Origin of the sequence: Psychrobacter sp. APC 3281 (genome assembly GCF_030407815.1) — a bacterium.
In the GTDB taxonomy this organism is placed as follows: Bacteria; Pseudomonadota; Gammaproteobacteria; order Pseudomonadales; family Moraxellaceae; genus Psychrobacter.
In genome coordinates this window covers 181,492-195,866 of the sequence record NZ_JASDCS010000006.1, presented here as the reverse complement: position 1 = coordinate 195,866, position 14,375 = coordinate 181,492, and the positions used below count along the sequence as shown (strand labels likewise).

Genomic DNA, 14,375 nt, shown 5'->3' with positions numbered 1-14,375 from the left:
GTTTCGTTCAATCGTGCCGTACAGTTATAGTCGCAGATTGACCCTTCGTTGGTAAGAGGTCTAAACGTCAATCTATGTAAGCATATGCTTACATAGATTACGTAACGTTATAATAACTTCACACTATAGCTTCTCTTCAGGGCTAAGCATTGTCTGAGGTTCAGCGCTGAGCATCAGGTAAGCTGCCTCATTGATAAACGCTTCATCCTCTGGTAATTCTGGACGTTCAGCTGCTTTCATACGGCTACGTTCTTCAAATTTTGCGTCCATCGCTGCTTGATAAGTGTTCCAGTTAGAGTACGGACGCTCACCAGTTGCGATAAGGCGCTTGTTTTCTGCTTCTAATGAGCGTTTTTCAATTAGCTGCATTTTAGCTCGGCGGCTATTGATATCTAAACGAACAGGTTTCTTTTCATCATCCATGTTACGAATATCATTTAGCGTCGACAGATAAGTAAACTGCGGGTCTTTTTGTTGGCGAATCTTAGACTGTTGATTGAGCGTCGCCAAAGTATCACTGGTAAACTTCCCTTCAGGCTTGTACGGCGCCGTTCTGATAGTGTCCCAAGGCAATGCTTTTTTCTGAGCGCGCTCGCCAAAGGTTGCATCGTCATAGATATTGACTAGCTCAACGTCTGGTACGACACCTTTATTTTGTGTACTACCGCCAGTAACACGATAAAACTTACGCTGAGTTAAGGTAGCAGAGCCCAAGGCTAAGCTATCGAGCTGAATTTGCGCCGAGCCTTTACCAGTCGTCGTACTACCAACTACTAATCCGCGACCATAGTCCTGAATAGCAGCGGCAAAGATTTCACTGGCTGAGGCCGATGCTAAGTTGGTAATGACCGCCATCTTGCCATCATACAACTGCTCGCCGCCATCGTTGTCGCGATACACTTGAATATTGCCACGATTATCACGAATCTGTACCAGTGGTCCACTCTTGATAAAGAAACCTAACATCTTGGCAACTTCATCCAATGAGCCGCCAGGGTTATTGCGCAAATCAACCACTAGGCCATCGATATTTTGTTTATTCAACTCTTTTAATGCTTTTTCAGTATCGATACTGACGCTACGGTAGTCTTCACCATTGCGACGTGCACGATAGTTTAGATAAAAGCTCGGTATCTCAAGTACACCAATACGTTTTGGCGTCTTATCAATATTAGGACGCTGCACTTCTACCACTCGCTGAGTGACGCCTGACTCTTCTTGCTGAATAATGTCTCGTACTACCGTGACCGTACGGGCGCTAGCATCTGGGGTGTTAGGTTGACGTAGTTTCAGTGTGACCGATGTACCGCGTTTTCCGCGAATCAAGCTGACGATTTCACGTGTTGACCAACCAACCACGTCCGTCATGGTTTCGCCATCTTTTGCGATACCAACGATCAAATCATTGGGCTTAATCTGACCTGACTTAGCGGCTGGACCACCATCGACCAAAGTCACAATACGAGTATAGTCTGGATTTTTGCGATCTGGACGAATAGAGACCCCAATACCTTCCAACTGAAGACTAGACTGGATTTGCAATTCAGTCGCTTGAATCGGTGCATAGTAATTACTATGCGGATCATAAGTGAGCATCGCCGTATTTAAGATGGTCTCCATGATTTCATCATCTTTGAGACGCTTAAACTGCTCTTGTTGACGCGACAAACGATTTTGCAAAATCTCATTTGGCGTACGCTCATCGTTACGTACCAAGTCTTGCCCACGTGTGATATCTGGGTTGCTTAAAAATACTTTCTCTTTGGCTTTTTCGTCTTCTTGACCGAGCGTAATGCTCATCAACTGAAACTTTAACTGACGTTCCCAGTAATCACGCTGCTCTTTTTTGGTTTTAAAATGACCGAGTTTTTCACGATCAAGAATGATTGTGTCATTACCTGTCAAATCAATGTCTGTTTTGAGCATTTTGGTAGCCATCGCAAAGTACTCGTTTGAGCGTTTGCGGTAACGATCAAATACCTCTACCCCTGCAGATAGATCACCTTGTTTTAGGCGAGCACCAAAGTCTTCAGCGTGTTTTTTCTTCAGCTCATCGACATCAGATTGCAAAAATAACGTGTGGTTTGGGTCAAGGCTATCGATATACATTGATAGGATTTCGCTACCAGTCTTACTATCTAAAGGCTGATTGAGATAATGACTGCGATCCAACAAAGCGGCTACTTGACGGGTGGTGACCTTTTGCTCAGGGGTCTGAACGAAACTTCCCGTATTGGTCTCGGCGACTGCAGTACCGTAGCTTTGGGTCAAGATAATACCGGCGATGCCCACTGACGCTGCACTGAGTAACCACTGTGCTGGTTGTTTTTTCATCATATGTACCTAGTTATTTGAAGTTAATAGTATTGGGTAATTTATCAGAATTAGAAATGCTCGAATCTGTTATGACCTATAAATACTGTGTTTTTATTCTTATACTTTATGCATTATTAAATACTGATATATAGTCAAAAATCAATCAATATTATCACGCGCATAAATACTGAACTGTCTCAAACTGTATAAGCAATCTTACACGCTACACCTGTACATACCAAACTTTCTATCACTTTTATTACACATAGCAGTTGAGGGCTATCAACATCGATTTGATGACTGAATCTAATGGCTATTAGCAAATTGATTTGACCCCAATAATCTGCCACATTATGCTCAATTAACAATAACTGTCATAATAAGATATCTGAACAATGACTGCTAAGCGATAAGACAGGCTTAGTCAGTCACCCTCATAATATAACCATATATAAAATAATAAGGAACACGCGATGTACGGCGTTTTAATGATAGATATCGATAGTACCGCTTTGACCGCTGAAGATGTCAGCTTGATTAAACAAGCACAGGTCGGCGGAGTAATATTGTTTGGTCGTAACGTCACAGATGCGGCTCAAGTCAGAGCACTATGCGACGATATACGTTATCACAATCAGGACATACTTATCGGTGTGGACCAAGAAGGTGGACGAGTCGCGAGGCTGCGTGAAGGCTTCACGCCCCTACCTGCTATGGGTCGACTGGGTAAGCTATTCAATCAAGACCCAAGTCAAGCACTTAGCTGCGCCTACGATTGCGGTTATCTGATGGCAGCTGAAGTACTGGCTGTAGGAATTGATTTAAGCTTTGCGCCCGTACTGGATAGAGATGGTATTAGCCAAGTCATCGGTGATCGCAGCTTTCATCATGAGCCGCAAGCCATCACTGCGCTTGCAACACAGTTTATGCGCGGAATGAAAGCGGCTGGTATGGCAACCACTGGTAAACACTTCCCCGGTCATGGTGCCATCGCTCCTGACTCGCACGTATCAGAAGCCATCGACACGCGTAGCTTAGATGAGATTATCAATAGCGACATGCAACCTTTTGCTCAAACACTACATAGTCTGGACGCTCTTATGCCAGCACACGTGATATTTTCGCAAGTAGACGACAAGCCAGCAGGATTCTCCAAAATTTGGTTACAAGATATCATTCGAGATGAGCTTAAATTTGATGGCGTACTTTTCTCTGATGATTTATCGATGGCAGGTGCGAAGGCGGCTGGTGATGTCAGTGCTCGCGTGAAAGCGGCCATTGATGCTGGTTGTGATATTGCTCTCGTGTGCAACGACCGTGTGGCTGCTCATGAGGCTGCTAAAGCTGCGCAAGATCTGCCTTACCCTAACCAGCAACGTATCAAAACCATGCGCGGCAACATCCCAACATGGCAAGGCGATCTTGAGTCTACCTGCCAGCAATTTGAATACTGGCAGCAAGCCAAGCAAAATGTTACTCAGACTTTTTTTGATGTCCAAGCTGATGGTCAGACTGCTAAAGAATCAACAGATCCTACTTTGTATAAATAATAGCTTACTTAACTATCATCGAGCAGCATGCAAAAAACCGCACCTTTATAGGATGCGGTTTTTGTCATTTAACTACTACTGCGTAGCCATAATCAAAATAAGAACAAATAGATTAATTGCTTGGGTCTACCGCAGTATCTTGGGTAGCATCATCGCCATCTGGTAACAAATCGTCATTGTTACTATCTAATGGGTTCATATCTGGATCTAGCGAATCACTGTTTATCATCATGCCATCATTGGCGCTGACCACTTCGTCATTGACCATAAATTCGATACGGCGATTGCGGAAACGACCTTGTTCAGTTGAATTGTCCGCGATTGGTTCTGATTCGCCCATGCCTTTGGTCGTTAGTTTACTGGTATCAACCCCTTTAGACACTAAATACGCTTTCACTGACTCAGCACGCTCCTGAGACAGCTCCATATTATAGGTATCAGAGGCTTGACTGTCTGTATGACCGACGATCATCAGCTTCATATCAGGTACGTTATTAATGATTTCTGCAGCACGGTCTAACAGCGCTTTATTGACTTCAGGTATAACCGCTTCATCTATTTGGAAGTTAATCACCTGAATACTTAAAGCGCGAGCAACATCACGTGGATCTGGGTTATCGCCCAGATTGGTCATCGCCACATCTGCAGCAGCCAGACTATCGTCAATCTCGCCTTGTAGGTCTAATGGACCTTCAGCTTGCACGGTCATGGCAGGAGCAGCTGCTTGTAAATCAGCAACTAACTTGTCCAATGCAGCTTTATCAGGAGCATTAACAGTAATGTTATCGCCTTTGATAATCATGCTCGCATTCGGTACATTTTTGATAATTGGTAATATCGTTGCCAACTGAGCGGATGCTGGCATATCTACTGCAAAATTATCATCAACGTCAGCACGGCATTTATTTGCTTCATCACCAAATGCACCAGTCAAAGCATTCATAACATTGGTTTGTAATGTCTCATCACCCACGCTCATACGACAAGCATACAGCTCGCTATTTTCACCAGTTGCGATACTCAGTGATGCAGGTTCAATCGCGCCTGCAACCGCTAGTGCCTCACTACCTTGCGCCCCTTGCTGTACTGTAGCTGCTGGCGTTGCTACAGGCTCAGGGTTTTCTTGACAGCCTCTGAGTAGTGCCCAAGCCAATGCACCTAGGATAATCAAACCAATAATGGGTAGCAGCGCTTTCATAAAGCTCTCTTTTGGCTCTTCTTCTTTTTCTAGTGGTGCTGTACTGGTGGTATCAGAAATCGATGTACCAGCCGTAGAGGTGGCAGCGACCGCACTAGCAGGCAAAACAGTACCCGCCCATGCAGGGATATGATGCTGATAACTGTTCAGATTGTCATTCAAAAATTGTGGAACGGGCGTGGTACCAGCTAAGCTTTTGATCTCATGAAAAGCCAATGGCGCTGCCATCGCAATCAGGCCGCGTGAAGCGGTTGCATCGACATTATGCTTGCCCGCCAATTCGCGAGAGATTTGGTCGCGGTGTGCTCCTTCTGTCCATACACGGTCATAAAAAGCATTATCATCACGGGCAATATTTTCATTAGCGAAGCGGCTAAAAGTATCGTTGTCTGCAAGACGAGCAGCAAAAATGGCATAAAACTGTTCTAGTAGATTTTTCTTAGCTGGGCTACGGTCATCTTCCAATACGGCTGGGCTGACGGTGCGTGTCAAGTGGCTAATAATATCCATAATATGGCTCTCCCCTTAATTTTTTATTTATATCATTCGTTCGCTCAAAAAGCAGCTATATCATTCTTTTGTATTCAATCGTTATAGTATTAGGTAATCATGATAGCGATAAATCCATCAAACTACTTTATTTGGTTTTGATTATTATAAAATTCTTAAGCTGCTATTCACAGTCTGTACGTTGTTGTGCAAATGATACAGTAAGTAATGTTTCGGTTGGCACACGTAACTGTAGCCAAGTTGCATGAAAAGATAGGCCGTATAAAAAGACACGCCCTATGAAACAGCGTGCCTTATAAAAACTATCTAATTTGAGCTGGTTCAGCAACGATGACCGTGTTTGCCATCTCATCCACTTCTGAAGGTGAAAAAGGTCCTGGCGGTCTGGTGTTTTGATTATTCGAAGGAAAGTTGTTGGGAATATTGCTCGCGCCATTAGTAGGCAGATTGTTGGGCGCATTATTAAAGCTATTATTGTTAGGCAAAGGAGTTGGTATCACACGATCTCCAGTATCCTCATCTGATGCTTGGTATTCGCCAGAGTTACTATTTAACCCATTATTATTGAATTGATTATTAATCCCCGCCCCATCATCTACAAACTGGTTATTTGCGTTTGCCATGTTGTTCGTAGCATCATCAATATTGCTATTATCAGGCAACGGTAATGGTGCTGTACTCTCGACTACCATCGCTGGTACTAAGCTTCGTATTTCTGTGACCAGTTTTTGCAGCAGCATATTGTCTGGCGCCTCCAGTGTGAGGCGGTCATTTTGCACATGAAAACGTGCAAATGGTGTTGATCTAAGCATCGTCAAGACATTGGGCAGTGTCTCCGCAGGCATATTAGCGATTGTGGTTGCTACTCCATCCTGTATGTTCAATTCACAAATACTCGCCTGCTCACCAAAGCTTGTATTAAGCGCCTGTTGTAACGTGCTTTGCAGCGCAGCATCGCCAACGGTCGCGCTACAAGTGTACAAGTTGCCGCCGTTGTCTACACCGACAATAAGCTCAACAGGAGTCGTTGTTGGTACAGGAGATACGGGTACTGGCGGTGGTTCAACAGGTGCTGCGGCCACGGGTTCTACTGGTATTTCATTATTGGGTTTCACTAATAATGCCCATGCTGCTAGTGCAAGCGCAGCCAAAGCTACTATTAATAAAAACACACGTATTAGTAGATCGTTTCGTTGATTACGAGTACGCACCTGCGCATGTTTTAAGTTACGATTTTCTGCCAAATGGTAGGCTGCTGGATTGGCATGAATAGCATCGCTATTGGCCATCGTATTGTCATCTAATGCTTCAGTGTTTGCGCGCTCAGCAGTTGATATTTGCTCTATACTTTCTGCATCAGTGTTCGTTATTGGTGTGACTATGCCAGCTATGCCAGTATCTAAAGTAGAATCATCTTGCCTATTCGATATGTCGTCACTTACTGGCACATGTACTGACACATGGTCATCATCTGAATTGAAGCTTGTTTGTATTTGCTGATCCACACCTTGAGTAGCCGTAATCACAGTGGCTGCCCAGATAGGTAAATATGGACGTAAAGCAGCCTGTTTCTCTTGTAGAAATGCTGGCAAAAACTGCCCATTGGCCAATACTTTTAGCTCACGATATGCCAACGGCGCGGCACTAATTAGTAGTTGCGCAGTTGTCTGCTCATCAATGTGGTGGGTGGCTGACAATTCTTGGACGATAATTTCTTGCAGGCTTTTATCTTGCCATATTTGTTCAAATAAAGGGCTTTCATTGTTGCTGCTAGTGATTACTTGATCCGTACGCAGCAACTGTGAATAAATTTGTGGCACAGCTAGGCGCGCAGCCAAAACAGCATAAAACTGCTCAAGTAAACTGACATAGGCGACATTATTGCTGTCATCATTACCCATTACAGCTGGGGTTACCGTTTGTTCTAGCTGGTCAATAATGTTCATAATCCACTGCCTCTATCAGCCTTATTTGAATGTGCAAAATTGAGCACTTATTTTATTTTTGTCCATGTCACTTGTGTATTTTGCTTCTTTGTCTAAAAGATTCATTGCAGCGCGGATGAATGAACACTACTCTCGTCTTTAACCTTGCTTTAAAAGTTTCACTTATGTTGCATGGTACACTGCTACATTATTCACTATAAAAGCATAAAAATGCATCGTTTTGTCACATAATAGATATTTGTATCAGCATAACTGCTGTTAGTATTAACTAATTACGTTACGAGCAACTTGAACTTAGTATCAATATATTAATTAATGGTCATATTTGTTTTTACTCAGCCCTAACGCTTAGGCTTTGAACATTGTCATTTATCGCATTGCCATTTATTGCATTGTCACATATCAGGCGCGGCCTAAGGATTTTCCTTTGTTAAACCATACGACCCTTATTATCATCATTACCGTTATTGTCAGCTTATTAGCTTGGCAAAACAAGACGCTATTTAATCGATTGATTTTTTACCCGCCAGCAGTCAACAATGGGCAATGGGATCGCTTTGTGACCCACGGCTTTATTCATGCTGATAGTATGCATTTGCTCTTTAATATGTTTACTTTATATTTCTTTGGGCGTGCTATCGAAGGACTATATCAGCCGTTTTTATTCGGCTACGGTTTTGTGGTCTTTTATGTATTGGCAATTATCGTTGCCATGATTCCAAGTTACGTGAAAAATAAGAACAACGCCAGTTATTTGAGTTTAGGTGCATCGGGCGGTGTATCGGCTGTGTTATTTGCTTTTATTCTGCTAGCACCATGGGAGAGAATTTACCTCTTTGCCGTGATTCCTATTCCTGCGATACTATTTGCCGTGGCTTACATATTTTATAGTATCTATGCTGATCGACGCGGTGGCTCAAATATCAATCATATGGCTCATATGTGGGGCGGTGCGTTTGGCGTTATCGCTACGATTGTTTTGGAACCAAAAGTACTACCGCATTTTATCAATGCGTTGCTATCACCGGGATTTTAGACATTTTTACGTATAGTAAAACTATCATTTTAACGACAGTTATATTTTATAAACTCTATTTTGTGCAGGGTACACTTCTACATTTGAGATTTAGTAATACATTATGATTATAGATATTATCGGTGATATACATGGTTATGCAGACAAACTGATCGGTCTGCTGCATCAGTTGGGATATGAGCATAACGGTCAGCATTTTGTGCCACCAATAGGTCACAGGGCATTGTTCATCGGTGATCTGATCGATCGTGGTTCGCAGCAATTAGCCACATTAGAGATTGTCTTTGCAATGCTAGATGCCGATGTAGCCGATGCAGTGATGGGCAACCATGAATATAACGCGCTAGCATATGCCACGCTTAATCCTGATAATACTAGCCAGTATTTACGTTCGCACAATGATATCCATAGACGTCAACACGAGGCGTTTTTAGCAGAGATACCATTTGATTCAGAGCAGCATGAGTACTGGTTGCAGCGTCTATACGAAATTCCATTATGGATTGAGACCGACTATGCGTGTTTTGTGCATGCTTGCTGGGATACAGATAGCATGGCAATACTAAAGCCCCTTCTGACTGATGATAACTGTCTGACTCCAGCAGGTTTAATCGCAACGGCTAAAGAAGATACCGTCGCCTTTGACGCTTTGGAGCGAGTGTTAAAAGGAGTTGAAACAGGCTTACCTGATGGTATTGTGATGGTAGACAAAGAAGGTACCGAACGTACGCGAGTGCGAGTACGATGGTGGCTAGATGAGCTAAATACACGCACACTTCGTGAAGTGTCTCGCGCTCCATCGTCCGCGTTGGCCCAGATACCGCCTGATGCGTTGGCTGAAAATATTGAATTTGTGCTAAAAACTCATAAACCTGTGTTTGTCGGGCACTATTGGCTCACTGGCACCCCTGAGCCACTCAGTCCACAAGTTGCCTGTACCGACTACTCTGCAGCAGTAGATAGCGGCTATTTGACCTGTTATCAGTTAGATACCAAACAACCATTACCATTGACGGTCAATCACTTTGTTCAGCATTATCACGATGAGAAACATATATAAAATCGTGATATCAATGCAATTAGCGCCATACCAGTATTAAAAGTCAAACTTGGCTTTACGAGTGTAGCAAAATTTTTGTATGATGGTCTTTTTGAGGATATCCAATCATGAGCACCACGAATACTGCTGCTAACCAGAACGGTCCAATCACCTCCCCTGCTGGTCAGCCAAAAGTCGGCATTATCATGGGTTCGCAGTCTGACTGGGCAACTATGAGTGCTGCTGCGCAATTGCTTGCAGACTTTGACATTGCCTTTGATTGTGAAGTGGTCTCTGCACACCGTACGCCTGATAGATTATTTGATTATGCCAAAAGCGCAAAAGATAATGGTCTACAAGTGATCATTGCTGGTGCAGGCGGTGCCGCTCATCTGCCGGGTATGTGTGCCAGTCAAACGCCGCTACCTGTCTTCGGTGTCCCCGTAAAGTCATCTATGCTAAGCGGTTGGGATAGTCTACTGTCTATTGTACAAATGCCAAAAGGCGTCGCTGTTGGTACTTTGGCGATTGGTGCTGCTGGTGCTTATAACGCCGCCCTACTTGCAATTCAAGTATTAGCATTGCATGATGATACGATTGCTACTAAGCTCGATCAGATGCGCCAGTCTCAGACTGAGACCATTCTCGCTAGCCCAACACCAGGTATTATCAATCCTTAGGTAGATATAAGTCGACCTACTTTTATAGCAGCGTCTGTTATATTTATAGCTTAACGACTGAAGCTATCACTGTATATTTTTAAGCAATTCCGAGTAGAAATAAGGTGCATACGGTGCACCTTTTCCTATTTTCACCCATTGAGTTTTAGATTTTCATAGACGTAACACCTTATTCACTTTTATTCAAAGAGCCTGCCATGACTACAGCAAACGCTTATCCTGTTACCCAAACCATTCGTACCATCGGTATTTTAGGCGGTGGTCAGCTTGGTATGATGCTTGCCGAAGCCGCTATGCCATTGGGTTACCAATGCGTATTCTTAGAAGACAATCCAGAATGCCCTGCCAGCTTATACGGTCGTGTCTTTCATAGCGATCAATTAGAAGGCTTTATCGCAGCAGCGGATGTCTTTACGTTAGAGTTTGAAAACACGCCAACGTCTACGGTCGAGCAGCTGGTTAGCTTGTCAAAATCTGGCAGCAAGCAAGGCATGTTCCCACCACTGATTGCGCTTGATATCGCTCAAGATCGTCTAAAAGAAAAGCAGATGTTCAACACGCTAGATATTGCAACCGTGCCATTTATGGAAGTCAATTCTGAAGCTGAGCTCAAGCACGCTTGTAAAGAATTAGGGCTGCCTATCGTTCTAAAAACCAGCCGAGGTGGTTACGATGGCAAAGGACAGTTCGTCATCAAGCAAGACAGTGATATTAAGGCTGCTTGGCTAGATTTAAAAGACGCCGTCAGCGGCAAAGGCTCACTTACGCCAACACCTGCGCCGTTAATTGCTGAAGGTTTTATTAACTTTAGCCGTGAAGTCTCTATCATTGCAGCAAGAGCGCAAAACGGTCAGGTACGCTGTTACGATTTGGTCGAAAACCATCATCACAACGGTATATTGGCCAAAACTCAAGCCCCTGCTGTTGGCACGAGTCACCTGTTCCAGCAAGCAACAGATGCTATCACCAAAGTCATGAACCATTTGGACTATGTTGGCGTTATGGCGCTTGAATTGTTCGTCACCAAAGATGCTCGCGGTCATAATGCGATACTGGCGAATGAGATCGCACCACGAGTCCACAACTCTGGCCACTGGAGTATTGAAGGCGCTATTACCAGTCAGTTTGAGAATCATATCCGTGCCGTAGTCAACTTGCCATTAGGCGATACAGATAACGTCCATCCTGCAATTATGGTGAATGTACTGGGTCAATATCCCGATATCAGTGCAGTGCTAAATATCGATGGCGCTCATTATCATAGCTATCATAAGGCTGAGCGTGACGATCGCAAGATTGCTCATATCACCTTGATGCCTAATGACGTGACTGATTTAGAGCCTGCTATGGCAAAACTGGTTGCTATCTTGCCAAACAAGGTTGGTCTAGATAAAGAATATGCAAGTGTAGATACTCAGCATAGTAAAGCAGATGTCGATGCTAAGATTAATGCTAAAAACAGTACTCAGAACAGTATTCAAAATGATGCCAAAGCTGATGACCTAGACAATAAAGACGGCCAAGCAGACAGCTCGACTGCTCCCTCATCAAAATCTGAGAAGGCCAAAAAATAATGCAGATATGGGTGGACGCAGATTCGGTACCATTGATTGCCAAAGATTTGATTATTAAAACGGCTGAACGTACTAAGACCATGGCCATATTTGTGGCCAATCAGCCGATTAAGCTACGCAAGTCGCCCCTACTTGTTATGACAGTCGTGCCATCAGGGTTCGACAAAGCTGATGATTATATCGTCGAGCAGATACAGGCTGGTGACTTGGCAATCACTAGCGATATCCCTTTAGCTAATGACATTTTGGATAAAGGTGGTATGGTATTGACGACGCGCGGCGTGGTCTATGATAAGAACAACATCAAGCAAAAGCTCAATATGCGCGACTTTATGGATACTATGCGCGGTACTGGTGTCCTAGAATTGCAAGAAATGAGTGGGCAAAAACCCTACGGTGATCGAGATAAAAAAGCCTTTGCCGACGGTCTCAATCGCTTGGTTCGTTAGTGCTTTTTATCGTTCTATCTGACGCCTACCCATCCTGTCTTCTATTAAATAACATTATCTAGCCAACGTTTGCTTCCTTGCAAACGGTATACACTCTATAACCAAACACTATTCAATCAGCACGCTTTATAACGAAGCGTGCTACCTATCTTTGTTACTCTATATTCGGTTTTTAAGATAAATAAACTTACTGAATAATTTAAACAATAGAATTTAAATAAGAATAGGAATGATTATGAAGATTTTAGTCGTTGGTGCAAGTGGTCGAGTGGGCGGTGATTTGGTTAAGCAGTTATTGGCTGATGACCATCAAGTTATTGGCACGACTCGTCAGAAAGAAAAGTTGTTTGATAATGACAACTATACCCAGCTAGATTTAGACATTACAGCCAGTAAAGACTCTATTGAAAAGCAAATGGATAAGGATATCGAAGCTGTTTACTTTGTTGCAGGATCTGGTGGCAAGAACGTCTTAGAAGTTGACTTGCACGGTGCTGTAAAAACGATGCAGGCTGCACAAGATAAAGGCATTAAACGTTATATTATGTTGAGTTCAGTCTTCTCATTAGAAACTGACAAATGGGATGAAAACCCAGGCATTGCAGATCTAAAAGAATATTACATCTCTAAACACTATGCCGATCACTGGTTAGTGAATAACAGCTCGCTTGACTACACTATCGTACAGCCAGGCGCACTAAAAGAACGTGTTGGTACAGGTAAAATTACTATTAATGATACAAGTTCTGGTGAAAATGCAATCGAAGATGTAGCGACAACGTTAGCAGCAGTATTAAGCGCGGATAACACCATAGGTAAGGTATTCAATCTACATAATGGTGATATCGATATCAATGAAGCAGTTGCTACCGTATAAATAAGTTTAGCATTACCAAAATTGATTGTGGACGCTAAATTTTAAAAGCAGCCAATACAAAAGGTCGTTATTGATTCGCCAATATTTAATTGGTAAATCGGCAACGACCTTTTTATTATGTATTTAGATTACAGCTAATCTAAAAGAAGCTCATTCAATCATGCTTGCCCACTGGGAAAAGGAATGACTTCTTCCAAGCTGCTTGCACCTGTTAACACCATAAGCAATCTATCCATACCGACTGCGATACCACTACATGGCATCAAATCATTGGAGGCAGCTAATAGATGCTCATCGATTGGCATTTGAGGTAGATTATGACGCGCACGTAATTGATTGTCTTGTTCAAAACGGTCACGTAATGCTTGACCATCTGCTAGCTCATCATAAGCATTGGCGATTTCAATGCCATTAATATAAAGCTCAAAACGTTTCGCAATTTTATTACCGTCTTTGTCCACAGCGGTCTTCGCTAACGCAGCGGTCGCAGGTGGATACTCTATAATCAATGTCGGCAAATCATGACCTAGGTTTGGCTCTACGGCATGACTGAATAACAAATCTAACCAGCTCTGACGACGGTTTTCTTCGCTATCATCAGCATTATTAAAGTCAAATCCTGTCAAACCCATATCTTCTGCCACGGCTTGCAATGCAGTTAAACTCACTGTCAACGGATGTATACCCACGAAGTCCATAAAAGCATCGACATAGCGATAATGGCTCATCACAATTGAATGGCCATAAAGTGCCTCTAACAACTCATTAAGTTCAGTTGCCATCTCGTCCAGACTATAATTAGGTTGATACCATTCAAGCATCGTAAATTCAATATTATGACGCGTGCCTATTTCGTTATCACGAAAGACAGGACAAATCTGATAAATAGGTACTTGCCAGCTGGCTAATAAACGCTTCATCGCAAACTCAGGCGAGGTATGCAAATAATAAGTGCGTGGACGGTCTTGATAGGTCACATGAGCTGCTACAGACTGCAAAAAAGTGTCTGTATTGCCTGCTTGGGATAATAGCGGTGTCTGCACTTCCAGCACTTGTCGACTGGTAAAAAACTGCCGAATACTACTGATAAATTGCGCGCGCTGTTGTGCCATTGCAAGTGTCATGGTTGGTGCATAGCTAGGCTTAGAAGTAATAAGCTGCGAAGAAATGTTATTTACTTGAGTCATTGGGCTCTACTGC

At 43.2% G+C, this 14,375-nt stretch carries 11 protein-coding genes; 7 read left to right on the top strand and 4 right to left on the bottom strand.

The genetic code is table 11. The features are described from left to right. Positions 1-123: 123 nt before the first annotated feature. Positions 124-2,334: a carboxy terminal-processing peptidase gene (locus tag QL886_RS06350; RefSeq protein ID WP_290178134.1), complete on the bottom strand. Its 2,211-nt coding sequence runs from the start codon at positions 2,332-2,334 to the stop codon at positions 124-126. Between the two features lie 455 nt (positions 2,335-2,789). Here QL886_RS06350 and nagZ point away from each other — a divergent pair, with 455 nt between their 5' ends. Further along, positions 2,790-3,866 carry a beta-N-acetylhexosaminidase gene (gene nagZ, locus QL886_RS06345; protein ID WP_290178042.1) on the top strand — a complete coding sequence of 359 codons (1,077 nt, stop codon included), beginning with the start codon at positions 2,790-2,792 and terminating at the stop codon, positions 3,864-3,866. 112 nt (positions 3,867-3,978) lie between these two features. On the opposite strand, the gene QL886_RS06340 is transcribed toward nagZ, so the two are convergent. Then, complete coding sequence (locus QL886_RS06340) at positions 3,979-5,574, bottom strand: OmpA family protein (protein WP_290178041.1); 1,596 nt, start codon at positions 5,572-5,574, stop codon at positions 3,979-3,981. Between the two features lie 302 nt (positions 5,575-5,876). Then, on the bottom strand, positions 5,877-7,520 hold the full coding sequence (locus QL886_RS06335) for a hypothetical protein (RefSeq protein WP_290178040.1): 1,644 nt from the start codon (positions 7,518-7,520) through the stop codon (positions 5,877-5,879). Between the two features lie 427 nt (positions 7,521-7,947). On the opposite strand from QL886_RS06335, the gene QL886_RS06330 reads away from it, so the two are divergent. From QL886_RS06330 to QL886_RS06305, 6 genes are all read left to right on the top strand, one after another. Then, the gene (locus QL886_RS06330; RefSeq protein WP_165598370.1) at positions 7,948-8,556 is read left to right on the top strand and encodes a rhomboid family intramembrane serine protease; all 609 of its coding nucleotides are present in this window, start codon (positions 7,948-7,950) and stop codon (positions 8,554-8,556) included. A gap of 103 nt (positions 8,557-8,659) precedes the next feature. Next, positions 8,660-9,616 carry a metallophosphoesterase gene (locus tag QL886_RS06325; RefSeq protein WP_290178039.1) on the top strand — a complete coding sequence of 319 codons (957 nt, stop codon included), beginning with the start codon at positions 8,660-8,662 and terminating at the stop codon, positions 9,614-9,616. 107 nt (positions 9,617-9,723) lie between these two features. Then, positions 9,724-10,275, top strand: a complete 552-nt coding sequence (purE, locus tag QL886_RS06320; RefSeq protein ID WP_082624535.1) for a 5-(carboxyamino)imidazole ribonucleotide mutase — start codon at positions 9,724-9,726, stop codon at positions 10,273-10,275. 197 nt (positions 10,276-10,472) lie between these two features. Continuing rightward, positions 10,473-11,849 carry a 5-(carboxyamino)imidazole ribonucleotide synthase gene (locus QL886_RS06315; RefSeq protein ID WP_290178038.1) on the top strand — a complete coding sequence of 459 codons (1,377 nt, stop codon included), beginning with the start codon at positions 10,473-10,475 and terminating at the stop codon, positions 11,847-11,849. Continuing rightward, positions 11,849-12,298, top strand: a complete 450-nt coding sequence (locus QL886_RS06310; protein WP_102093310.1) for a DUF188 domain-containing protein — start codon at positions 11,849-11,851, stop codon at positions 12,296-12,298. Before QL886_RS06315 ends, QL886_RS06310 begins: the two co-directional genes overlap by 1 nt. A gap of 235 nt (positions 12,299-12,533) precedes the next feature. Then, complete coding sequence (locus QL886_RS06305; protein ID WP_290178037.1) at positions 12,534-13,175, top strand: NAD(P)H-binding protein; 642 nt, start codon at positions 12,534-12,536, stop codon at positions 13,173-13,175. Between the two features lie 158 nt (positions 13,176-13,333). On the opposite strand, the gene epmA is transcribed toward QL886_RS06305, so the two are convergent. Then, entirely contained in the window at positions 13,334-14,362 is a 1,029-nt protein-coding gene (epmA, locus tag QL886_RS06300) for an EF-P lysine aminoacylase EpmA (RefSeq protein ID WP_290178036.1), read from the bottom strand. Between the last annotated feature and the right edge of the window lie 13 nt (positions 14,363-14,375).